This window comes from Microcoleus sp. Z1_A1 (assembly GCF_036700305.1).
Lineage (GTDB): Bacteria > Cyanobacteriota > Cyanobacteriia > Cyanobacteriales > Microcoleaceae > Microcoleus.
The window spans coordinates 148998-173349 of the sequence record NZ_JAUBOR010000006.1 but is presented as its reverse complement, the minus strand read 5'-3'; the positions used below and the strand labels follow the sequence as shown (position 1 = coordinate 173349).

The 24352-nt window shown below is 45.4% G+C and carries 22 protein-coding genes; 12 read left to right on the top strand and 10 right to left on the bottom strand.

Going from position 1 to position 24352, the window contains the following annotated elements; all coding sequences use genetic code 11:
* Nucleotides 1–45: 45 nt before the first annotated feature.
* Together QT973_RS06070 and QT973_RS06065 are read left to right on the top strand one after the other, a co-directional pair.
* Nucleotides 46–327, top strand: coding sequence for a hypothetical protein (locus tag QT973_RS06070; protein WP_445243135.1), 282 nt, complete (start codon nt 46–48; stop codon nt 325–327).
* Nucleotides 328–692: 365 nt separating this feature from the next.
* Complete coding sequence (locus QT973_RS06065; protein ID WP_333390898.1) at nt 693–3836, top strand: MFS transporter; 3144 nt, start codon at nt 693–695, stop codon at nt 3834–3836.
* A 210-nt stretch (nt 3837–4046) separates the two neighbouring features.
* Here the strand turns inward: QT973_RS06065 and QT973_RS06060 are convergent, their stop codons facing one another.
* Nucleotides 4047–4640, bottom strand: coding sequence for a Uma2 family endonuclease (locus QT973_RS06060; RefSeq protein ID WP_333052896.1), 594 nt, complete (start codon nt 4638–4640; stop codon nt 4047–4049).
* A 288-nt stretch (nt 4641–4928) separates the two neighbouring features.
* Here QT973_RS06060 and QT973_RS06055 point away from each other — a divergent pair, with 288 nt between their 5' ends.
* Nucleotides 4929–5405: an orange carotenoid protein N-terminal domain-containing protein gene (locus tag QT973_RS06055; protein WP_333052897.1), complete on the top strand. Its 477-nt coding sequence runs from the start codon at nt 4929–4931 to the stop codon at nt 5403–5405.
* Nucleotides 5406–5769: 364 nt separating this feature from the next.
* Here QT973_RS06055 and QT973_RS06050 read toward each other — a convergent pair whose 3' ends face one another.
* From QT973_RS06050 to QT973_RS06040, 3 genes are all read right to left on the bottom strand, one after another.
* Nucleotides 5770–6444 (bottom strand): acetoacetate decarboxylase family protein, encoded by a 675-nt coding sequence (locus tag QT973_RS06050; protein WP_333052898.1) that lies wholly within the window; start codon nt 6442–6444, stop codon nt 5770–5772.
* Nucleotides 6445–6854: 410 nt separating this feature from the next.
* A complete protein-coding gene (locus QT973_RS06045; protein WP_333337656.1) occupies nt 6855–8336 on the bottom strand; it encodes an S-layer homology domain-containing protein in 1482 nt (493 codons plus the stop codon).
* Nucleotides 8337–8524: 188 nt separating this feature from the next.
* On the bottom strand, nt 8525–9199 hold the full coding sequence (locus QT973_RS06040) for a polysaccharide deacetylase family protein (protein ID WP_333052900.1): 675 nt from the start codon (nt 9197–9199) through the stop codon (nt 8525–8527).
* 79 nt (nt 9200–9278) lie between these two features.
* Here QT973_RS06040 and QT973_RS06035 point away from each other — a divergent pair, with 79 nt between their 5' ends.
* The 7 genes from QT973_RS06035 (at nt 9279) to QT973_RS06005 (ending at nt 14373) form a co-directional block, all read left to right on the top strand.
* Nucleotides 9279–9572: a DUF433 domain-containing protein gene (locus QT973_RS06035; RefSeq protein WP_333052901.1), complete on the top strand. Its 294-nt coding sequence runs from the start codon at nt 9279–9281 to the stop codon at nt 9570–9572.
* A 191-nt stretch (nt 9573–9763) separates the two neighbouring features.
* Entirely contained in the window at nt 9764–9940 is a 177-nt protein-coding gene (locus QT973_RS06030; protein ID WP_333052902.1) for a hypothetical protein, read from the top strand.
* Between the two features lie 175 nt (nt 9941–10115).
* On the top strand, nt 10116–10883 hold the full coding sequence (locus tag QT973_RS06025) for a ChaB family protein (RefSeq protein ID WP_333208639.1): 768 nt from the start codon (nt 10116–10118) through the stop codon (nt 10881–10883).
* A 376-nt stretch (nt 10884–11259) separates the two neighbouring features.
* Complete coding sequence (gene rd / locus QT973_RS06020) at nt 11260–11418, top strand: rubredoxin (RefSeq protein WP_333052904.1); 159 nt, start codon at nt 11260–11262, stop codon at nt 11416–11418.
* 24 nt (nt 11419–11442) lie between these two features.
* Entirely contained in the window at nt 11443–12708 is a 1266-nt protein-coding gene (locus QT973_RS06015; protein ID WP_333052905.1) for an NAD(P)/FAD-dependent oxidoreductase, read from the top strand.
* A 157-nt stretch (nt 12709–12865) separates the two neighbouring features.
* Entirely contained in the window at nt 12866–13537 is a 672-nt protein-coding gene (locus tag QT973_RS06010) for a hypothetical protein (protein ID WP_333208642.1), read from the top strand.
* 62 nt (nt 13538–13599) lie between these two features.
* On the top strand, nt 13600–14373 hold the full coding sequence (locus QT973_RS06005) for a class II aldolase/adducin family protein (RefSeq protein WP_333208643.1): 774 nt from the start codon (nt 13600–13602) through the stop codon (nt 14371–14373).
* 111 nt (nt 14374–14484) lie between these two features.
* On the opposite strand, the gene QT973_RS06000 is transcribed toward QT973_RS06005, so the two are convergent.
* The 4 genes from QT973_RS06000 to QT973_RS05985 form a co-directional block, all read right to left on the bottom strand.
* Nucleotides 14485–15420, bottom strand: coding sequence for an Rpn family recombination-promoting nuclease/putative transposase (locus QT973_RS06000; protein ID WP_333313880.1), 936 nt, complete (start codon nt 15418–15420; stop codon nt 14485–14487).
* A 41-nt stretch (nt 15421–15461) separates the two neighbouring features.
* Entirely contained in the window at nt 15462–16208 is a 747-nt protein-coding gene (locus QT973_RS05995) for a HEAT repeat domain-containing protein (RefSeq protein ID WP_333052910.1), read from the bottom strand.
* Between the two features lie 349 nt (nt 16209–16557).
* Nucleotides 16558–17094: a GNAT family N-acetyltransferase gene (locus QT973_RS05990; RefSeq protein WP_333390894.1), complete on the bottom strand. Its 537-nt coding sequence runs from the start codon at nt 17092–17094 to the stop codon at nt 16558–16560.
* A gap of 4 nt (nt 17095–17098) precedes the next feature.
* Complete coding sequence (locus QT973_RS05985) at nt 17099–17302, bottom strand: hypothetical protein (protein WP_333052912.1); 204 nt, start codon at nt 17300–17302, stop codon at nt 17099–17101.
* Between the two features lie 136 nt (nt 17303–17438).
* Here QT973_RS05985 and QT973_RS05980 point away from each other — a divergent pair, with 136 nt between their 5' ends.
* The gene (locus tag QT973_RS05980; RefSeq protein WP_333052913.1) at nt 17439–18800 is read left to right on the top strand and encodes a calcium-binding protein; all 1362 of its coding nucleotides are present in this window, start codon (nt 17439–17441) and stop codon (nt 18798–18800) included.
* 213 nt (nt 18801–19013) lie between these two features.
* Complete coding sequence (locus tag QT973_RS05975) at nt 19014–20372, top strand: calcium-binding protein (protein WP_333052914.1); 1359 nt, start codon at nt 19014–19016, stop codon at nt 20370–20372.
* Nucleotides 20373–20587: 215 nt separating this feature from the next.
* On the opposite strand, the gene QT973_RS05970 is transcribed toward QT973_RS05975, so the two are convergent.
* Both QT973_RS05970 and QT973_RS05965 read right to left on the bottom strand, forming a co-directional pair.
* Nucleotides 20588–21952 carry an MFS transporter gene (locus QT973_RS05970; protein WP_333208647.1) on the bottom strand — a complete coding sequence of 455 codons (1365 nt, stop codon included), beginning with the start codon at nt 21950–21952 and terminating at the stop codon, nt 20588–20590.
* A 318-nt stretch (nt 21953–22270) separates the two neighbouring features.
* On the bottom strand, nt 22271–24280 hold the full coding sequence (locus QT973_RS05965; protein ID WP_333390891.1) for an Eco57I restriction-modification methylase domain-containing protein: 2010 nt from the start codon (nt 24278–24280) through the stop codon (nt 22271–22273).
* Nucleotides 24281–24352 lie beyond the last annotated feature (72 nt).

Genomic DNA, 24352 nt, shown 5'->3' with positions numbered 1-24352 from the left:
ATCACTTTACTATTTATTATATATCGAGAAAATCTGGAGTTAATTATGGAACTGTCACCGCTCTATTTACAACGGCTTGAAGAAGCAACTCGGCGAGGTATCGAGCAAGGTATTCAGCAAAGTATCGAGCAAGGTATTCAGCAAGGTAAACGCCAGAATGTTGAGAGTATATTACAAGTAAGATTTGGCGAAATTGATGAAGAATTAGCCCAAATAATTGAGCCTTTGATTCAACTAGAATTTCTTGAAATCGCGCGACTGAGTATGGATCTCGAACGCCGGGAATTACTAGCTCGTTTTGACCCTAACAATCAAACAGAATCCTAACTCGGTAGCGTACTCTACGATATGTAGGGTGCGCCGAAAATTACTTTACTACTATTGATAATGGGTGGCAGCCCCCGCATCAAACTTGCCACTTTGATGCGAACTCTGCTGCTACTAATCCCTTGAAAACTAATTTCTGACTTTAGACGGATTTATTTTTTAGCTTCCAGAGCCATAATAAGCAGTAAGGATGAGATCACTAGATAACTGATTAACCGCTCATCCCAATTTCACTAATAAGGGCTTCAGTAAGATAAATCCGAACCCAAATAAAACATCATCTAAAGATTACAAAGATCCCTCAAAAAAAGTTGGGGGCCGTTTTCGATGTGCCGAGTTAGGCATAAAAACTTAGGAGGTAAATTATGTTTGAAAGCGAGTTATTAATTTCGCTGTACAGTCCCAAATTCAATATGGCCCAAATGCCAGTAGAAATGCCAGTAGAAATAGATGTGCCATTTGAGCACCCCGATATCGGAGGGCTGATGTTTTTAAGCCCTCAGTTTTTCGTGGCCTTAATCGCCGGAGTCATCATGGCTTTCGGCTTCCAATTCCTGTTAACCAATTTCTCGATTGCCGCCAAAATCTCAAATTGGGACGAGGCTTTACCCGACGATGACGATGATGATGAGTCCGAAACTTTAGGCAAGAAAGTTCGGAAAATCGAAGGTTTAGTCGGGGGTTGGATTTTAGTCACAGTTAACCTGGCTTTATTTTTGGCTTGTTTTCTGGCAGTAAAACTAACTTCAATTGCCTCGGTAGACGGAGCGGCAATTATTGGTGTGGTCATTTGGTCGGCGTACTTTTTAACGCTGGTGTGGCTCGGTTCTAGCGCCGTCGGTTCCATGATGGGTTCCTTGATAAAAACTGCTTTTTCAGGCGTTCAAGGCGTGATGGGTAGTGCTGGTGCTGCGATCGGCGGCAAGATGGCTAGCGACCAAATGGTCAATACTGTAGAGGCATCTGTTGCCGCTGTCCGCCGCGAGTTGAGTTCGGCGGTAGACCCGGATAGCATTCGCGAAACACTGCAAGATTATGTGGGTTCTTTGCAGTTACCGAAACTAGATGTTAAGGAAATTCGCGGTCAATTTGAAAAGTTGCTGGGCGATGCAGATATCAAATCTCTTGCGGGAAGCGACGTTCTGAAGAATGTTAACCGCCAGACTTTTGTTGATTTAGTTAAGAGTCGCACAGACTTTTCTCAAGAGGAAATAACTCAAGTTGCTGACCAACTCGAAGGCGTTTGGAAGCAAACTTTCGGCAAGCAGCAAGAGCAGAAAGACCCGAATTTAGAGTTGGTTGATTTTCTCAAGTTTGCGGCTCCCGATTTGCTGAAGTCTGACGAACTCAACGCCAAGCTGTCTCAAATTCTCGAAAGTAGGGAAAACAAATCGGAATCCAGCAGCGGCATGAAGCGAGCGATGCAGTTGGGTGTGGAATCTCTGGTGGGCACTGTTTTGTCGCGGACGGATTTGTCTGATTTGGATGTTGAAAAAATCTCTGGTCAGTTGCAACAACTGACAGCCAAAGGGACGGAACAAGCGAAATCTTTGGCTTCTAAGGTGGGCGACAAAGTGCCTGCGCTGCCTTTCAATACAGCTAAGGCTGATGTGGAAAACTACTTGATGAATGCCCAACCTTGGCATCTCAACCGGGAGACAATCAAGCAGGAATTTAGGGATGTTATTTATGACCCGGAAGCTTCTCCTGGGGCGGTTTTGCGCCAGTTAGAAATGTTTAATCCCGATTATTTTGTAGGGATTCTGGGCCGCCGTGAGGGGTTTGCTCCTGAACAGGTGACGGAAATTGCCGAACAGCTTGAAGGTGTCCGACAAGAAGTGTTGGAAATTGTGCAAGCTGCTGCTGGTGAAGAACAGTCTCAAGATTTGCGGAGTCGGATTGAGAATTATTTGCGATCGACCGGCAAGGAAGAATTGAATCCTGAAGGTATCGAGCGGGATTTCCAAGCGCTTTTGGACGATCGCGATGCTGGTTTTGAGGCTTTGCGCGATCGCCTGTCGCAGTTTAACCGCGATACTTTGGTGCAGTTGCTGGGTCAGCGGGAAGATTTCAGTCCAGAGGAAGCCGATCGGTTAATCGGGCAGCTCGAAAGTTCGCGCGATCGCGTAATTTCAAGAGCTCAAGAATTGCAAGAGCAAGCGAAATCGAAAGCCCAAGAATTGCGGCAAAAGGTAGAAGACTATCTCCGCAATACTAATAAGGAAGAACTCAATCCTGAAGCGATCGAGCGCGAGTTTCAAACGCTGTTAAACGACCCGGAAGCCGGATTCAAAGCGCTGAGAGAACGCTTGTCTCAATTCGACCGCGATACGCTGGTGCAGTTGCTGTCACAGCGCCAAGACCTCAGCGAAGAACAGATCAATCAGACGATCGACCGGATCGAATCTGTGCGCGACAACATTATCCACGCGCCGCAAATAGTGGCAGATAGAGCTAAGCAACAGTACGAGGAAGTTACTGCAAAAATTGGCGAGTACCTGCGGAATACAAACCTGGAAGAACTCGATCCAGAAGGCCTCAATCGGGATTTGACTAAATTGTTTGAAAATCCGAAAGAGGGTGCTTTGGCACTTCGGGACAGACTTTCTCAGGTCGATCGCGAAACTTTAGTCAAGCTGCTTTCGCAGCGGGAAGATTTGAGCGAAGAACAGATCAATCGGACGATCGATCGCGTGCAAGATTCGATTCGCAGCATCGTGAAATCGCCCCGCCGCTTGGCATCTCGCGCTCAAAAAACAGTCCGGGATTTCCAAGGAAGTTTGGAAAATTACTTGCGGAATACGGACAAGGAAGAACTCAATCCTGAAAGCATCAAACGCGATTTGCAGTTGCTGTTTAGCGAGCCAGGAATGGGGATGCAAAGTTTGGGCGATCGCCTGAAGCACTTCGATCGATCGACTCTGGTAGCATTGCTGTCGCAGCGGGAAGACATCTCGTTCGATGAAGCTAACAGAATTGCCGACCAAATTGAATCTGTCCGCAACCAAATTGTCGAACAAGTTCAAATGGTTCAGGACAAGTTTCAGTCAGCAATGGATGGTATTTTCGGGAAAATCCGGGATTACCTCAATTCGCTCGATCGACCAGAGCTCAACTACGAGGGAATCAAGCGGGACTTACGCAAAGTGTTTGACGACCCGCAGGCCGGATTTGACGCGATTAAAGAGCGTTTAGGTGAGTTCGATCGCGGTACTTTAGTTGCCCTGCTGAGTTCTCGTTCCGATATTTCCGAGACTGACGCTCACCGAATTGTTGACCAAATGGAAGGAGCCAGGGACAGCGTTTTATTGCGATCGGAACGCCTGCAAAATGAAACCAAAAAACGCATCAAACAGCTCAAGAACAAGGCCAAGCAGCAAGCAGAAGATGCGCGCGAAGCGGCAGCCGCCGCAGCTTGGTGGCTGTTCGGTACGGCTCTGACTTCTGTGGTTGTTTCGGCTTTGGCTGGAGCAATAGCAGTCAACGGGATTTCGGGTTTGTTTAGCTAGATTTTCAACGAGTTTGAAATAAAGTTCTCCTGATTCTAGGCTGGCTGTTTGCCAGCCTATTTTCTTTGGAATGATATCATGTCCGGTTGATTTGGTGGCATTGGAATTATTATGCAGTGCGAGCGTCCTCGCTCGCGATCCATACCGCGAGCGAGGACGCTCGCACTGACATTATCCAAATATATGATTCCGATGCCACCGAAAACGATATTATTTATCGCCGATCGAACTAGGAGGAAATACTTTAGATAAATCTAGGGACAAATCCCCAAAATTAGGGAGGGCAACTGTTTCGTTAGGCAGAAAAATTCTCTTGACGCGATAACCAAATTTGCCTTGCGAATTCTGATAAGGTTCGCTGTAACATTCCAAACAAATTTCTAATAAATTAAATATCCAATAATCAGAGATAGCCGCTTCAGCATAAAGGGGCAACTTGACTTGTTTGTCGTAATTCAAAGAAGAATCCGCAATCTCAATCAGTAACAATATATCCGCTGTTGTGGGGTGACAGGATAAATAGTCATCAGGGCGATTTTGCACGATCGCGCGATCGGGTTCAGGTTCGCTGTCATCCGGCAGAATAATCGGTTGTTGCCCTCGCAGTGTCGCCCTTTCTCCCAGCAGCTTAAATAACTCGCGTTCCAAGCGTGTCTCGCAAACAGAGTGAGCGGTACCTTTAGCTGCCATTTTCACAAGTTCTCCCTTGATTAACTCAACTCGATCGTCCTCACCAAAGAACCCCAGTTCTGTCAGGCGATGATATTCCGCTATGGTGAAACGTTTTGCAGTTGCGATCGACATAACAGCCACCTCAATACAGGTATGTTGCGATTATAGGCGATCGGCGATCGGCTAAACAATGCTAATCATGAGCTTCGCTAACAACAATCTTGTCAAATTTGCCTCATCCTTTGGTTGCACTTTTTCCCAATTTTTGTGAATTTACTCGCCGAACTTATGTCCGGGATCATCTCTGTCTTAAGCAAGATTCTAGCATCACTATTTATTAGGTACTTTAACTTAAGTAGCAAACAAAAGTTTTCTCAAAAATAAGAAAACTGAGCAATACATATTATTTTGGAGGCTTGAATGACCTTTACTACCAGTGCTTACGACCAAGGAAAAGCAGATATTAAGCAGTTGAGTGTAGACGACCAATTAGGTTTGCTGTGGTTTGTTTACACCGAAATGGGCAAGTCAATAACGCCAGCGGCTCCCGGTGCTTCCGGTTCCGAAATCGCTCAGGGTTTGTTCGAGCAAGTCAAGCCGCTGCCCCACGAAGAACAACTACAAGTAATGCGCGACATTGCCTCAAAAGCCAATACCGAAATCAGCCGGATGTACGGCTCGATGAGTCCTGAAACCAAGCTGGCTTTTTGGTATTTCCTAGCGGTAGGAATGGACGAAGGAACTATTATTCCTGTGCCTCCAGACTATCAACTTCCCGACGCAGGAAAAGCTTTATTAGGAAAGATAGAGGGCATGGATTTCCAGCAGCAAATTGATTTCCTTCGCGGTACAATTTTAGAAATGGGTGCTGAAGCCGCTCCGGGGGCTGGCATTTAAAAATAGGACTTACGAAAAAAAAACCGCTTTCTCGGAGAATATTGGGTTTGGTAACGACGCATCTAGGAAGAAACCGGGTTTTTAGCCGTTTGATGCGTAAGTCCTCAAAAAGATTAGTAAGGAATGAGAATTAAATAACTTAGAATTTTGATGGTTCTTGTGGGATGGGCGTCCCGCCCGTCCAGAAAGGGCGGGCTAAGAGTGCCCAACTCCTACTTCCGACTTTCAAGAGTGTAAATTATTTAATTCGCCATCCTAAGTAGCTCAAACTAATACGCCGCGCCAGAAACCAGGCTTCTTCAAGAAACCTGGTTTCTGGCTGTTGTGTTTTTTTAGGTTTACGGCGAAGATCCGCACTTTACAGCTAATAAGTGAATTCAACGGCTCTGTTTCCCACAACTTCAGGCGCACCTGCAATTAAACGCATATCTTCGCAGGCAACTGTTAGCAAGGGCTGACCTAAGTTTAAATTGGCAAAATGACTTTCTTCAGGTATTTCTAGTTCGCCTCTAATCAAGCCGATTCTAGAACCCAATTCTCCTTTAAATAATAGCAAATTGCTGCTGTCAGCGCTGAAAACATTTCCGCTAAAAGGCACCCGTAAGGCTAAGCTTTGCTGGCTGTAATTGAAACTGCACAGTTGACGGTTTCCTTGGCTAACTGTGACGCGGTAGCCTAGCGGTGCTGCTTTTACCGCATCGCTACCTTCCCAACTAAATGTAGCTAATTCTTTAGGAAGTCCCCAAATTTCCCGCCCGCCGGCTACCGAGTTAGGATTGTCTACGTAAATATGGGAAATCCAAGCGCCCCATTTTCCTGCATAATTGGCGATCGCGCTAACTACAATTAACTCATTGTACTCCATCACCGAACCCAACCCATAGGAGGATATATAAATGCCGCCTAGGGTTTTTCCGGGCAATAAAGAGACAATTTCTAACTCAGAGGGAACCAAGGGGCGCACTCGTGCCACATCTACCAATTGTAAAGTCCCAACAGCATAACCTTGCAGATTCCAAGGTGCAGATGGATATACCATTTTCAGTGATTTAATGTCTGATATTTTATACTTATTTTAGCTTGGGGCTTCAAAAAGCCACAGTTTTTGGTATTTATTCACAAGTTGTTAGTAACTGAGATGTTGCACCATTCTCAATAAGCTTTTTATGAACAGGCTTTCCGGCCTGTTCCACAAGAAAATTCACTCTTTGTGGAACAGGCCGGAAAGCCTGTTCTGGAGAATGGGGCAAGATGTGAGTAGTAATTTAATTTATTTAAGAAATATAATATGTGACGGTAAATTTGATGAATAGTTGACTTGGGTTATCTGTTGTAGGGGGGCGGGTTTAATAATATTGTTAGTAGGAATTAGATATTATTCGTAAAACCCGACCCTACAGATATTATCAGCGTTTATCCGTGTTGATCTGCGGTTAAAAACCTCCAAATCTACTTACTAGCATAGCCCGTACTTACCAAAAAATCCCGCAACTTCCCGAAGAATTGAGTGCGATCGCGCCCTTGATAAACCCTCTCCAACAATTGCCAACCTTCCGCCTCCTGGCCCATGACATACTTGTTCGCCATGAAGGCCGCCAAAACCCCCTTCACCTCCCCATCTTCACTCAGACGCTTGTTAGATTCCAGCCAAAGCTCAGCAGAATTCGTGTATATTTCCACCGGATACTGTTTGCTAACATCTTGCATTTTACCTTGGCGGTACTGCCAAATTTGCAGCGGAAAGCGAGAATCAGCGTAATTTGTAAATGCCTCGGAAAATCTGCCGTCCTGACTCTTAAACTCTGGGATATCATTTTTGCCCAAATCGACAATTTCGTAACTCACATTGCCCCAGAAATGCTTGAGATGAGTGTATTTGCTAGCTGCCGAATCGTAGCGGTAAATAAACGAATAATTGCAGCAGCGGACACCGCTTTTGGTTGAGACTAAATCTGCCAGCACTTCCGGTTCCTTGTCCCCGTCTAAATCACGAATTCGCAGCGATAAAAAACGTCCTTCTGCTATTTCTTCGCTGGCTCTTTTGTCTGGATTATCTACTAGAGAGCGAGTCGGAATCAGCACTGGTTCTTCTAATAAAATTTTACCGTCACGGATAATTTTGATGCGGAGATTTTTAGCATTTTCTGCTTCTTTTACGAAAGAAACTTCCGCCCGAACTTTTCCCGCTTCCGAGGTTTCTGTTGTTCGAGGCGGGCCGATATTCGCCGGAACTTGGGCGATATATTCCGAAGGAATTAAGGCAGTTTGGCCGGGTTTGGCGATCGCCTGACAGAAAAAACTTGCTACTTCGGCGCGAGTAGCATTCCGAGTAGGTTCTAGCTGTTTAACAGCCGGATAATTGACTACAAGTTGTTTTTCTGTGGCGGCGGCGATCGCACTTCTAGCCAGTTCGGGAATGTCCCGCGCATCTTCAAAAGTCGCATCCAAAATCTCAGCCGCCGGCCCTGCGGGTGTATATTTTAAGCCGCTGGTTAAAGCTACCAAAACCTGCCAGCGGGTAACATTCAATGTCGGGTTAAAAATACTGCCGCTGTAACCGGACATAAAACCCGTCTGATAAGCTTCTCGAATTGCTTTAAAACCCCAGTAATTTGTGGGAATATCTGCAAAGCCGATCGGAGATCGGACGGTTTGGGCATCTGGAAAAGCCATGCGAACCATGGCCGCAAACTCAGCGCGGCTGACGGGGCGATTCGGGCGAAAAGTGCCGTCTTCGTAATAGCCACTGATAATTTTTTTCTGTGCTAACTCCTCAATGCAAGCTTGCGCCCAATGGTTGTTAACATCCGTAAATTTGGCTTGAGCAAATGCCGGGGGTACATTCATGCCCGGAAACACTAAATTCCCGATGATTATCCCCAGGGCTACCAGTAAACCGATGATAGCTTGCCATCTGTGCGATCGAATCATAGAACAGACTCCTCTACTTACCAATTGGCGATCGAAACCGAAGCAAATTTTATAGAATACTAGGTATTTTAACCTGTTTCTCTTAACATACTCATGACTAGCGCCTTCACAGCCGCGCAGTGATTCCGAGAATTGCGAAGCAATTTCAAAGCTTGGCTATTGCTGCGCTTGGGATTGCAGTGACACAATCATGCAGAAACTTGTTCCCACAGTCGATCGACTGTCACGAATTTGTAACCTTTATACAAAAGCAATGGAATTATTTTATCCGCAGAGGCTGCCACATCTTCGCCACCGCAATAGCCGTCGTGCAGTACAATAATTGATCCGTTTTCTGTTTGCTGCACGATGCGACTAATAACTTTCCTAACCCCCGGCCTCACCCAATCTTCCGGGACGACACTCCACATTACAGGGCGATATTCCCACTGTTGCAATAACTCTAGTGTTCGCGGCGTAAAAATGCCGTTGGGTGGCCGCACGTCCAGGATTAATTTTGGGTCTAAATCGCAAGCTTTGGCAATTGCTTTTTGCGTGTCTTCTAAACTTTGTTTGAGTTCGTGGGTTTTGAGTTTGGGAAACGATATATGCTGGTAGCCGTGGAGACCGATCCAGTGTCCGCGATCGCAAACTTCCTTAGCCGTTTCTGGATGCCTATCCACGCAAAAACCTAGCAAGAAAAAACTAGCTTTGATGTCGTATTTATCTAAAACTTTTAACAGTTGAGGTGTGTGCTGACGGTGAGGCCCGTCGTCAAATGTGAGGGCAATTTCTCGGCTGTTGATATCTCCCGTCCACAGACATCCGGGAAAAGCCGATTTGAGAATGGGATGAACGACAGGAAACAGGGGTGCTAATGGCATTGATTAACCTGGATAAATGCGATCGGGTAGAAATGAAGCTGCGTTACAATAGAATAAAGTTAACTCAATCTAGGTAAATATGACAACTGCTGTTGAGATAGGAACGCTAATTGTCCGCACGCCGGGAACCTGTGGCGGCCGCCCGCGAATTGCAGGAACTAGAATTACGGTAGAGAATATTGCTATTGATTTTAATGCCGGGATGACTCCCCAGCAAATCATTGATGAAAGACCGCATTTGACTTTAGCACAAATTTATGCAGCACTCACTTACTATTACGCGAACAAGGAAGCAACGGACGCCGAAATAGCAGCTTACTACGAAGAGTATGACCGTTTGGAAGCAGAATATATGGCAGGTAAGCTATCGTGAGCCGAATTTGTTTATACATGGATGAGGATATTCTCCAACGCTCGCTGATACTCGCTCTGCGAACCTCTGGTGTAGACGTAATAACTACCTCGGACGCTAACAAGCTTAGCTGTTAAGATGAGGAACAACTGATCTGGGCAGCGGAGCAAGGGCGTGCCATATACAGTTTCAACACTAAAGATTTTTGTCGTTTGCACAGTACCTTTATTGCCCAAAATATCGGTCATGCTGGAATTATTATGGGAGTGCAACAGCGGTACTCGATTGGCGATCAGTTGCGGGTTTTTTTTAACTTGATTGCTGCTAAGTCAGCCGAAGAAATGATAAATCAATTGGTGTTTTTAGCTGAGTACATTAGATATGAATAAAAGCTTGAAATAACCGATTGCACCGGAAACTACCAGCCTCTTTAACTCCTTTGATATAGACTCAATCTAGCCACAGTCGCATCGACCTCTATCTCGCGGTCGATGCGATCGCCCTACAGCGTCCTCCTATACTGAAAACCAGCATAACTAATCGAGAAACGATCAAGGAGGAACAATGACCGAGGAATACTTAGCCGAACGAACAGTTTCAGCCGTATTTAAGGAAGAAGAACAATTAGACGGCGTAATTCGGCGGTTGCTCGATCGCGGAGTTTCCCGCGACCACATCTCAGTAATGGGAAAAAACTTTCAATCTAAAACTAAAATTGCCGGCTTTATTACTAAAAAAGATGTGATATTAGGCGGTCTGCGAAGCGGGGCGATTTTTGGTTCATTATTCGGTTCTTTTTTGGGTTTGCTAACAGGCGTCGGCGTGCTGTTTATTCCCTTTGTCGGTGCAGTAGTATCGGCGGGCCCGCTGGGTGCGGTACTGTTGGGTGCAGCTAGCGGCGCGATCGCAGGTTCGGCCGGTGCGGGTCTAGTTTCCGCTTTAGTCACCTTGGGAATGCCGGAAGACAAAGCAACTATCTATCAAACCCGCGTTGAAGCAGGCGAGTTTCTCGTGATGGCAGAAGTCGCCGCCGACCGATCGGGCGAATTTCAACTCTTGCTAGAAAGTGCAGGCGGCGAAGAAGTTTCAGTTAGCGAAATGACGCTGCCGCGCGCCGTCAAAGGTCGCTGCAATAGTCCGGCAGACTTATCTCCAGAAGTGCGATCGCACCTGTCGGAAGCTGCTCAAAAAACCTTTATGGAATCCTACAACGCCGCATTTGATGAAAGCAACGACTCGATACAAGCGGAACACACTGCTTGGGACGCCATTCACCAGCAGTACGAAGAAGATGAAAACGGCGTTTGGACTAAGCCTTTAGCGAAAGTCTAGTCTTGCAATCGCAGCAAACTAATAAAAAATACGATCGAGCCTCTAGAACTGCGGTTTTGGAGGCTTTGACGATTTTAGATTTTAGGTTTTAGATTGGTGCAAGACTTAATTAGATTAGGACTTAGGCATGGGGGGCCCAGAAACCGGGTTTTTTTACGAAAAGACGCGTTGGAACCCGTAGATTCGGTAAAAAACCCGGTTTCTTTGTCGGAGTGCCTCCAGGAGTGTATATTTTATATTTTATAATTGTGAAAAACTTAATTTTTAAGAATTTGGTAATGGCCGAAAGTCTCATTACTGTTTGAAATTGGTATTGCACTAGGTTGCGTTGTCCAGTACAATCTATAAGCTTGCAATATAAAATTGAGTTAAGCAAATGCAAAAATACGTTTGTACAGTTTGCAGTTACGTCTACGATCCAGAAGTAGGCGACCCCGACGGAGGCATAGCTCCCGGTACACCCTTTGAAGATATCCCCGACGATTGGGTTTGTCCCACTTGCGGGGCGGCAAAATCCGATTTTGAACCAGAATAAGCGAGAAAAAATTTGTCCGATCGAATGCTCAAAATTACAGTCATAGGTGGCGGTGCTGCTGGTTTTTTTAGTGCAATTACCTGTGCCAAAACCTACCCGCAGGCCCGCGTCACTTTACTAGAAGCTGGCCGGCAACTCCTGGCAAAAGTTCGCATCTCTGGTGGCGGGCGCTGCAACGTGACTCACGCTTGTTTTGACCCGGGTGTTTTAGTGCAGAATTACCCCAGAGGAGGGAAAGCTCTGCGCGGTGCTTTTACTCGATTTCAACCCCGCGATACTGTAGAATGGTTTGCAGGTCACGGTGTGAAGTTGAAAACCGAAGAAGACGGGCGAATGTTTCCCATCACCGACGATTCGGCGACAATTGTTAACTGTTTGATCCGCGCTGCTGAGGATGCAGGCGTAAAAATTCGCACCGGGGATGCAGTAGTTTCAGTAAAGAAGTTAACGGGCAACACCGCAGAGGGCAAACAGGGGGACACCGCCCCTAGGTTTGAAATTGAGTTGAAGTCGGGGGAGAGTTTAAAGTGCGATCGCATTCTTCTCGCTACAGGCAGCAATCCATCGGGTTATAAGTGGGCAAAAGAGTTGGGTAATACTGTAGAACTGCCCGTTCCTTCTCTATTTACTTTTAATATTTCCGATAGCAGAATCAAAGATTTAGCCGGAATTTCTGTTCCTAATGCTAAGGTGAAATTGCCGGGAGCTAAATTAGAACAAAGCGGGCCTTTGCTAATTACTCACTGGGGTTTAAGCGGGCCGGCTGTACTCAAACTTTCGGCTTGGGGTGCGAGATTTTTGCACGATCGCCATTATAAAACATCTGTACTGATTAATTGGCTTCCCCAGTACAATGCGGAAGTTTTGCGGCAGCAACTGCTAGCAGTTAAGTCCCAGTTGTCGCACCGATTGATTGTCTCTAGCTGTCCGTTTCCGGTGCCGCGCCGCCTCTGGGAACGCTTGACAAGTTCGATCGGCATTGATGAGCAAAAACGCTGGGCCGACTTATCGAATAAAATCCTCGATCGCCTCCTGCAAGAACTCGTTCAAGGCGAATATCAGGTTGCCGGAAAAGGCGCTTTTAAAGAAGAGTTCGTCACCTGCGGCGGTGTCAACCTCAAAGAAGTCGATTTTAAGACAATGGAAAGCCGCCGCTGTCCCGGACTTTTCTTTGCGGGCGAAATCTTGGATATCGACGGAGTGACGGGCGGTTTCAACTTCCAAAGTGCCTGGACTACGGCGTGGTTGGCCGGGAACGCGATCGGCAAACCATCCGATTTTAGATTTTAGATTGGGGAATACTTGCTTTGTAAAGGTTTGGGAGTTGCGATCGGCTCGCCTATATTAAATTTTGTGTTATTTTTGAATTAAGGCGCACCAAATGTGTGTCAACTTCAGCTTGTAGACAAAATTCGCCGTTTGGCGGACTTAACATTGGGTGAGATACATGAAAAACTTGAATCTAAAAACCCTAAAGTTCGATCGCAACCTTGAGGGCCATTTTGACTCACCTTTCATCGAAAAAAATGGCTTGCTGGAATTCAACCCCAAATTTATCACTCCCGAATTTTTAACAACCTGGACGTTTGAAACACACCTGTACGGCGAACAAGTTGCGATCGACCACTTTGTCCTCACATTCCCTAGCCGCACCGAACTAGAAAACTACGCCGAATCTTTTTACCCCTTCGGCGCCAAAATTGTCGAAGGCCCCGACTTGTTCCCGATTAACTTTTGTGCGGAAAACATTAACGTTCCCTCCGACTTGTGGCTGCATTTAATGACTTTATTAATGCCAGCGGGCGGCTTAGTAGTATTAGATGCGCCCCACGCAGCCGGCGACCAAAAAAACCGCTTTCAGCAAGAAAGAGGATTAGAAGCAGTTCACCACGTCGCGATTCGAGTCGAAAACGTGCAGAATGCTGCTAAAATATGGCAAAATAAAAACTTTAAACCGCTATCAGAGCGTCCTCTAGACTACGGCTCATTAACCCAGTGGTTTCTGCAAAACCCCGCCGGACAAATCATCGAATTAATAGAACGTCGCCCCGGCAACAACGCCACTTTCGACTGCCAAAATATATCTGGTTTGCGCCTTAGTGAAGTCGCCAGTCAGTAGGGCCGGCAAGATGCCTGCCCCACAATTAGCAATTACCAATTCTACATTACAAAATAAAATCTATGGTTGCAATAAAAATCCCTAAAGTCACTTTTCAACCCCCAACATTCAACTCAGTTGAAGAAGAACGCCGCCACCGAAAACAGCGTTTAGCCGCCGCATTCCGATTATTTGCCCGCTTCGGATTCAGCGAAGGAATTGCCGGACACATCACCGTCCGCGACCCCGAACACCTCGACCATTTCTGGGTCAATTCTTTTGGAATGCACTTTAGTTTAATTCGAGTCAGCGACCTAATTTTAGTCAACCACAAAGGCGAAGTTGTTGAAGGAAATAAACCCGTCAACGAAGCAGCATTTGCCATTCATTCCCAAGTGCACAGCGCCCGCCCCGACGTAATTGCAGCTGCCCACGCCCATTCTCCCTACGGCAAAAGTTGGTCGAGTTTGGGCCGCCTGCTTGACCCGCTGACGCAAGATGCTTGTTCTTTTTATGAAGACCAAGCTTTATTTGACGATTACACCGGAGTTGTTTTGGAAATCGAAGAAGCTAAACGCATCGCCAAAACTTTAGGTGAGAAAAAAGCGATTATTTTACAAAATCACGGACTGTTAACAGTAGGTCAAACAGTAGATGAAGCGGCTTGGTGGTTTATTGCAATGGAACGTTCTTGTCAAGCGCAGTTAATGGCCGAAGCAGCGGGAAAACCAATTCTCATCAAGCCAGAATGTGCGCGTTTGACACAGCAACAAGTAGGGTCTCACCGCATGGGATGGTTTAGCTTTCAACCGCTTTATGACATGATAGTGCGTCGGGAACCTGACTTATTAGATTAGGAACTAGGCGGTTGAAACCGCTAGTACACAAACACCGTCCGCCTGCGGCGAATAAAGAATGAACGAGGTATTAAAGCCGGATTTAGTATCAGGAGTGCAAAATTTATAAATTCATGCTGACACGGATTCCAGCCAAGCTATCAAATCCTCTTGACTGGTAAAATCTAACAATATTTCTCCTAAATCCTCTAATTGTTCGAGAGATAACTGTTGGATGCGAGTTTGAATTTCCGGCGCAATTTCACCAGTGCGCCGCGCGACTTGACGCAGGATTAATGCTGTTTGCCCCTCAATTAGACCTTCTTGGCGACCTTCTTGGCGACCTTCTTGGCGACCTTCTTGCATCCCCTTAATAACAGCACCGCGTTGGTCTTCAAAGAACATTTCCCGCTTTTCTAATGATGCTAACTCGTCAAGGTTTAAGGTAGACCTGTTAGCAATGTTAAAAGCTGTTTGAATTTCGGGTACTGACGCCAATTTATCCGGTATTTCCTCCAGTTCAGGAGCATTTTTTATAAAATAAATCCAGCTTTGAATCAGATTTTCAACTTGTTCTAATTTTTTGTTAAACTTTGGTAGTTCAACAAAAACTAACTCTATTTCTCTATAATACTCGAAGTTTTCTTCGACTTCTTTAAATACAAAATGTGAGAGAAACTTTTCGGTATTTTCAAACAGGATAAAATCCGTAATTGTGAGAGCAATGAGAGGATTTAATTTTGAGTAGCCTTCTCTGCGTTTGAGTTGAGTGGCGTAGGTTTTGGCTGCATTATATATGACGCGCTTAGTAAAAGCTTCTACATTGATGACCTGCATTTCGATAATTACAGTTTTGTTGCCCGTAATTTTTGCTTTGACATCCAGGTAAGTGTCTTTTAATCCAGTAACGCTAGGCGCGGCGTAGGGATCGATGATTTCTAAGTCTTTAATTGTCGGCTCTGCGTTGTAGAGCATAGCATTGAGGAAGCTAATCAAAACTTCTTTGCTCTGGGGCGAAGCAAAGATTTTTTTGAAACCAAAATCTGTCTTAGGGTTGATGAAATTCATAATTGATAATTAGTAAATGGTGTTTCAATGTGATAATTATATCACAAAATTCCTTCCATTTCTAAATCTTCAATTATCTGCAATCCGCGCGGGTCGCCAACTCGCAAAAGTGAAGATTTAGCATCTTCCCGCACGCCCATGTCTTCATCTTCTTCTAAAGCTTCAATTAGACCATCGATCGCCCCAGCGTACACTATATTATTCGGCAATTCGCGAGCCAGTTGCCCGATCGCCCAAGCGCAGTTGCTCCGCACAGCAGATACAGAATCTCCCCGCAGCGCTTCAATCAACGGCGGAATCGCCGCAATCACCACATAGTAACCAACTTTTGCCATTTGACCCAGAGAACTCGCCGCCCACAAACGCACCGCCGAAATATCAGTTTTCAGAGAATCAATTAAAGATGGCAAAGCGCGGTGATCCCTGCAATTTCCCAAGGCCCAAACTACCCCTTTGCGAACGTAACCGTTCCAGTCGCGGTTAAGTTGAAGAATCAGTGGTTCCACAGCATCGGGACTCGGATTTCGCCCCAAAGCATAAGCCGCGCTTACCCGCACCAAGGGGCAACCGTCTCTCAATAAATTAATTAAATGCGAAATTGCTCGATCGTCCTGCAGTTCGCAAAAAGCCCGCGCCGCAATCATCCGGTGCTGAGGTTCCGGGGATGCAAGCATTGGCAGCATTTCATCGGGATCTGGCAGCGGGGGTTCGGATTCGTCAAATTGATCCAAAGGGCTTTCCAGTTCCGTGTCAGTATCAAGGGCGTTGGGGTAGTCGTTATTGTTCATAAAAAAACTTTACCGCACAGAGGATGCTCCTAAGCAACTCAGTCAGCAGTCAGCACTCAGCAGTCAATAATTGTAGGGGGCGCTTGTCAGCAACAGGCTTTCCGGCCTGTTCCACAACAGATAAATTTTCTTGTGGAACAGGCCGGAAAGCCTGTTCCTAAAAGGCTAATTGAGAATGGTGCAACATATGACTTACAACAAACAAATTCCTCTGCTGTCACCTAAGTTTGTAGTGAGGACTTCAGTCCTCATAATTGCTGTCACCTAAGTTGGTAGTGACGACTTCAGTCCTCATAATTGGGATGAATCAGGACTTTAGCCCTGATTCCAAACCAGTAGAATTTATATTTCAAAGAGATTTGAGCATCGAGACGGAATGACTTTGATAGCCTAATTTTTGATAGAGATTCACCGCAGGCTGATTGCTCAGAAATACTTGCAAACCAATTTGCCGATCGCCCCTTTCCCGCGCCCAATTTTCAGCATGAATAACTAAAGCTGCACCGAGTCCTAAACGGCGATGTTCCGGTGCTACGTACAGCAAAAAAATGTGAGCGTAGCGTTCTCCGGTGGTTTGGTCGATCGCATTTCCCAACCACAAACATCCGACAACCGATGTCAGATTTTGGACTTGAGATTGAGGATTGAGATACTGCGAGGGAAGCGCCGGCAAAATTTCTGCCTCTTCCTGAGTGTTTTTCTGGCACTCTACCCACCAAACCGGCGTCTGGTTAGAAAAATACTGCTCGACAGTTTGAGCCAAATGTCCCAATTCCCCATCCGGGTAAAGCTCTCGGTAAGTCCGGTGCATAAACTTTACCAGTTTTGCTCGATCGAGTCCCGATCCCGATCGCAGCCCGTAGCCCGGTATCAGTTGAGCAGACATCAGCTCAGCGGACACGGAAAGCGGCATAATTTAGCCCCAAGAAAATTGGATTCACCACTGCCGCTTGCTTTTGGGGAATCGCTTCCTCAATCGGTGCCGGGGCAGCCATGTCACCAGGCAAAAAGATGCGAGCACTGACTGCTACCAGAGCCGCGAAAAATACTAATACCGCTATTAATGGAGCAATGTATTGACGAATGATACCCATAACCGCAAAAACTTAATTCTTGAGTTGATATTATCAAGTGTACCATACAAATCTGGTCAGCTATAATGGCTGCCATTGGACAATTAGCTCAAGAAGAGAGCGATCGCAAATACCAACAAACAGAAAATCTAATATTATGAGTGCCTCGCCTGCTGTTTATGAAGCTCTAGCTAAATCAATTGTTTTTTTGAATCAAAAGCCGAGCGCGCAAAATGAAGTTTCGACTTTCCTAGATACTAATGGCTACTATATCGATCGCATATTTGACGACCCCGAAACCAACTTTTATGCGATCGGGTTCGGTTCATCCAATCCCGAAAACCCGCCCGCCCTCGTATTTAAAGGTACAGACTTCATCGACGGCGACGCTATCTTTTCCGACTCGCGGGACATTGGTTTACCTGAATTTGAAAAAAACAAAGATAATATCCAAAATTGGCTCACAGAAATCGGTCAAAATACTGGTAAAAACCCCAACAAATTATTGCCCGATGTCATCGGACACAGTTGGGGCGGAGCAGTCGCTCAAATTGTAGCAACAGAATACACAACTCTGACCGGCGATATCTTTACTTTCAACTCTCCAGGAGTATCAGCGAGTACATTCACCAGTTTTCGGAGAAATCTCGGCAGAGTCGGCAACAAAAATGTCACTCACTACATTGTCAGCGGAGATTTCGTCAGCTTGTTTGGTGAAGCATTTATTCCGGGTAAAGTATTTATCCAAAGTTTTACCGATCCGAGTATTAATCCCTTAACTGTTTTGGCAAAACATCGAACTGAAAATTTGTTAACTAATCCGCCCGTGGGTTTTTTGCAGAGGCAAATTTCCGTAGAACAATTAAACAGTCCTGAATTTACTTATAACAACGATTCAGATTTTAACGAGTTTATCGCTGCCATGAATTTGGCCTTGCCCAATGTGTCAGTCGCCATCAGAAGCAGAGGCGGTGCAGAGAGTGTGAGAACCGCACCAGAATTTTCTTTTGTGCAGTTGATCAGACAAATGCAATACGGTTTAGCTCCCTTACAACCGAATTATTTATCAGGCGACGCTCGCAACAATACTGCTACGGGGGGCCCTGGAGAGGATACAGTTACCGGCAACGGCGGTAACGATACTCTCAGAGGCAATCGAGGTAATGACAGCATCATCGGTGGTGATGGCGACGATTTCTTGTACGGCGGCAGAGATAACGATTATTTGGAGGGGGGCGACGGAAATGATTTGGTTTCCGGCGAGTTGGGCAACGATTTTTTAATTGGTGGTGCGGGGCGCGATCGCTTTGTATTGGAACCCGGTGGCGGAGCAGATGTGATTGTAGATTTTCAAGATAGTGAAGATTTAATTACCCTGTCGCGGGGTCTAACTTTTCCTCAAGTTACAGTAACCCAAGGTGTTGACGGAGCTTTAATTAGTATCCCGATTACTGGGGAAATTCTTGCTACTCTCAGAGGCGTAGTTGCCAGCGATATTAGTCGGGTAGATTTTGTATAGTTTTAGGGCGAGCAAAATTTGTATTTGTGGTGGCGAGAAACCCGCATGGGTTTTGTATCGAGAGGTTTTTTTTGTTAAAAAATCTCAATTAATTTGCCCCTAAAAAGCCACTAAAAATGACCCATTAATATGGTTAATAAACGAAGTTTATAGTAAACTGAGTTAAGTAGCTTAAAAACTAATTCCCCATCAAACGACAGGAAATAAAAAAATATGCCCTCCTCCCCCGCCGCTTACGAAACTATAGCCAAGCAACTTGTTTACATAGATGACCAGCCCCAGTTTCAAACTTTAGTTCAAACAGGTTTGAGTGCTGCTGGCTACCAAATCGATCGCACCTTTGACGATCCCGGAACTGGATTTCACGCGATCGGCTTAATTTCCACCACCCCAGACAAACCGCCTGTTTTGGTAGTTCGCGGCACTGACTCGCCCGTAGACGATATTGCCAACGCAGACCCGCGGGGCGCAGGTTTCAACCAATTTGAAGCCAACAAACAAGCATTAGGAAATTGGCTGACACAAATCAGTCAAGATACAGCCAAAAACCCCAGCCGCTTGCCACCAGATGTTCTCGGACACAGCTTAGGCGGCGCCATAACGCAACTAGCCGCCACCGAATTTACATCTACTATCGGAGATGTTGTCACCTTCAATTCTCCCGGAGTTGCTCAGAGTACAGTCAATACATTCAAGCAGAAAGTCGGCCCAGGAAAAAATGTAACTCACTACATAGTTAGCGGCGATTTTGTGAGTTTGGGAGGAGAAGCTTTCCTACCGGGAAAAGTAGTTCTTCAAACATTTACTAACCCGATTATCAACCCGCTACTTGTCTTGGAAAAGCACACCCAAAACGGTTTGTTAACTTCTCCTCCTCCCGGCTTGACTCAGACAGAAATCTCTGTAGACCAGTTGAACCGCCCTGATTTCACTTTCACAGATTCAGATTATTTAGAACTGTTAGCTAGCTTAGACTTTGCACTGCCAACCTTAGCAACATCGCTGGAATCGCGCAGCAGTTTAGAACAATTAAGAACCACTCCGGGAAGCTCGTTTTTAACAAACGTTGTGGCAATGCAAACTGCTCTCGATGTCTCCAAAATTAACAATTTAGTAGGCGACGATGCCAACAATACAGCATCAGGTTTTGCAGCGGACGATATTATCACTGGCAATGGGGGAAACGACACTCTCAGCGGCAACAAAGGCAACGATATTATCAGCGGTGGCAGCGGCAACGACCTACTATTAGGTGGTAAAGGGGATGACAATTTGAGCGGTGGAGAAGGAGACGATACACTCATTGGCGCAATGGGTGCGGATCTCTTAATTGGTGGCACTGGACGCGACGTATTGGTGTTAGGAGCAGGTGCCGGTACAGATACATTTTTAGACTTTCAAAAAGGTGAAGATTTAATCGGTTTGAGCGGAGGTTTGACCTTCAACCAATTGAGAGTTACTCCAGGCGATTTTATAACGACGATCGAAATTGCCAGTAACGGCGAAGTTCTTGCCAGTATTCCTGGCATTCCAAGTAGTCCGCTAACAGCTAGCGATTTTATTGCGATTTAGTTGGCTGCTGACAATACAGATATTGGGTAGGGACACAACAATGTTGTGTCCTTATTTTATATTAGGAAAACAAATACCGACAATTTATACTCTTCCATGATTAAAAACATCAATATTCCTCCAAGGGCGGGTTCACCGAAATCTTGAAAAAAAAGTGCAGACATTGGTAAACCAGCCCCGCCCGAACCTAATAATTATAGCGACCGGACTTGATCTTAATCGAAATCGTCCAGTCCAGGCCGGGGCATCGATGCTAATTTTTTCTCATCGTCTAGGGGCAGAAAGAAAATCGTCAGCATACCGGGAATCACAGCCAGCGCGCTCATCAAAAAATAATTTTGATAGCCGAGACTCGCCTGCAAGTAGCCGCTAAAAACCCCCGGAATCAGCACTCCTGCGGCCATAAAAGCCGTTGTAATTGCATAGTGAGATGCTTCGTATTCAGGGCGGACAGTCCGCATCAAGAACACTGTATAGGCAGCTACGCCAAGTCCGTAAGTAAATTGCTCGATCGAATTTACAGCATAAGCCCATTCAATCCCCGGTTGATTGATGGCCAACAGCCAATACAGCACGTTAGTCGAATTTTGCAGAATTGCCGTCGGCCACATCCATTTTTTCAATCCTTGTTTAGCAATCAAATAGCCGCCCAGCAACCCTCCTATTAACAGAAACATTACCCCTAAAGTACCGGATAATAAGCCCATATCCGACGTAGAAACTGCTAATCCTCCTTTCTCAACTTTATCCATTAAAAAGGGAGGAGCCATTTTAAACGTCAAGGCATCGCCTAACCTAAAAATTAAGACGTAAGCCACAATCCAACCTATTTTATCTTGCTGAAAATAGGTTTTGAATGCTTCGACAAAGCTGGTTGTTTGTTGGGGTGCACCGGATTCTAGATCGTAATTTCTAGGATAGGGAAGATACCACCGCTGAAAAAGATATATCAGCACAAACATAATCGCACAAATACCAAAGGCTGTCGCCCATCCGTAGTTAAGCGCCGACACGCTAAAATCCGAACCGAAAAGTGACAGTGGAATGTTTTGATATGTTTTTGTGTCGCCTGTATTTCCAGTGACTAAATGCTGTTCGGCCAGTTTCCCCGCTAAGAACACCAATAAACCGCTACCGGCAATGACAGCACCTCTATAAGCCGTGTTGCGAACCCCGACAAACAAGGCTTGCTGGTCTTTATTTAGAGTGTTTAAATAAAATCCGTCAATGGCGATGTCGTGAGTAGCGGATACAAATGCGATCGCGGTAAAGATAACAAGCGATATAATAATCGGTGCCGGCGTTAATACACCAAAAGCCAGGAAAGCAAACAGAAAAGCACAAATGATTTCGGTTGTTAAAATCCATTTGCGTTTGGTGGAATACAAATCAACAACTGGCCCCCACAAACCTTTTAAAACCCAAGGAAAAGACAAAAGACTTGTCAATCCGATCAATTCGTTGCTGGTTCCCATACCTTTCAAAAAAATCACCGACATTAAATTAACGACGGTGTAAGGGAGACCTTGAGCGAAGTATAATACTGATACCCACAATCCAGCGTTATGCTTTTTTTCCATTGCAGAGATATTTTACCTAGTTACTTATTTGATTTACTGAGTGCGATCGACAATTCCGGTCAACTAAACCGCTTGCATCACAGTATATGTCATTCCCAGGCCAGCGGCTGCCATATAAATAGTGCATTTTAGCATCATTCAGACTCACAAATATTTTCATTTTTGGAATAAGCCTGCAAAAGATGTTCTCCGTTAAAACTTAAATCTTGCACCATTGTCAAGAACAGGCTTTTCGGCCTGTTCCACAAAGAGTGTATTTCTTGTGGAACAGGCCGAAAAGCCTGTTCCTAAACAAGTAATTGACAATGGTGCAATATCTCAGTTAAAATGAACGAGGTAAGCGCGAACATTCTTGTCCCAGTCAGAACTCTCATAAGTTCGCAGCATTTCTAAAGCATTTTCTTCTATCTGATATGCAGTTTTTGGACTATTCACCGGACGTTCGGGACTGTCAGGATTAACAACAATTAAACCTGCATCTAGAAACTGATGCACAGTCTGGCGGCGCACAGTTTCCCGCGTATTTGGCGCATACTTTTTACCGTATTGCTGAGCCATAAATTCCATAATTGGTGTGATTCCCCGAAGTGGAGATTTTGCCAATTCCCAAGCATCCTTTGGCTTGAGGTCAAGCAAAGCCAGAAGGGTTAAGGCGGAACGTTCGTTAACCTGACCTTTTGGAAAACCCAGCGCTGCAAGTATTTCTAGAGATTCATCAATACGGTTCTTGATTGTCATTGGGCTATTTTCTAACGGATTGGTCGCCTTCAGCAGTTGTCTCTCGACAAGTTTATCAATCTCCCGCTGTGTAGGAAATATTTCTCCTATTTGAGCGCCAAGTAAAAGTAATTGCTCTAGATTAGGATACTTCAAATTGCGTAAATCCGTAGCATTAACTTGAGTGTGTCCGTTGAACAGTCGAAAAAACGCATCTACCAAACTCGAATTTAGATAAACGGCCAATCCCCGCGCCAGGGTGAGGTCTAATCCGCGTCCCTGTTGGTGAAAGTAATTCAAATGGTTCTCAAAACCAACGCTAGAACTATTAATTTTGGTGGCATCCCAGACAACTGCAACAATTCGCTTTTTCTCTTCCTTTGACGAGAAGCGCTTGCTCAAAACATAATGTTCGTTAGGTACGAGGAGTGCAGCAGTTTTTTCCGTGACAGCTAAAGCTTGATGCTTTCTCGTGGCTGTGGGATATTCAACACCGCCAGCCGAGAAGTGTGCGGGATAAATCAGCGGAACTGTACCGTTCTCAGGTTTTAGGCGCAAGTCAGAGCGAACACGAAAATCTACAACTTTTCCCGTAGAAACTGTTAAGCCTAATTCCTCTAGGGTGCAAGTAAATTGAGCCATTTGCTCGACTACTTGCTGGCTGACAGAATCCGGTAAAATCCGAATAAATTGCTCGGAATCATTGGGATTAATTAGGGCGGTATAGGGCAGTTGGTGAGACAAAATTAGGTCGTCGCCCACGCTGCTGCTTGAGGTAATTAGTACAGTATCTGGCTGTTCTATTTGTTTGGTGGCGCGCACAATAATAGTTTCTTGCAGCACCGCATCATCGCGAAATGGCAACTGTCGGGATTCAAAGATGTGTACTTGGCGTAAAGCCATCATTTGAAGGAAGACTTTGCGGAAATCTCGAAAGTATAAACCGTTGCAACAACTGCGGGGAGTAATCGACACTAATTCACCGTTTGGTTTGAGTAAGTGAGCGGCGGCAACTATAAAACCAGCGTAGAGATTGCTAGTTTCTACTCCTATGGAACGCAGCAAGGTTCTGGCTTGGGATTTAGCGTCTATTTTGGCATAGGGAGGATTGATAATTGCATGGGTAAATTCCCGTTTTACTGGTTGTTTAAAGAGATTGGGCTGCAACATATCGGCGCTGTCTTGAATAAAATCTATTTCGCGAATCTCACAGGTAAAAGATATCCCAAAATGCTGACATTCAATACTGCACAATTCTAAAGTTTGCTTGAGGTATTCAATCAGAATAAGGTCGATTTCATAAGCTGTAACGTGCAGGCTACGCGGTTTGTTGGGGCGCTGACAAAGCTCGCAAACAACGGCCGTTAATAGGGAACCAATTCCTGCGCCGGCATCTAAAAGCGATATATCGGGACAGTTAAATTCAAACATTCCCGCCATCAAACTTGCGACGGAGGAAGGTGTTAAAAATTGTCCCTTTTCTCCTCTCTGGCTTTGCTGCAACTTTCGGGTTGCTTCTTGGCGCCAGCCATCTACTCGATCGAGTAAATTGCTTGCAGTTGAGTAGCTGTTACCCGGAAGGGCTAGGGTTTGAAAGTGCGGTACTATCATTTGTTCAAAAAGTGCGTTAGCGAAGCCCTCGAAGAGGATCGCCAGTTCAGTTTATTTTCGCCTAAAATTTCA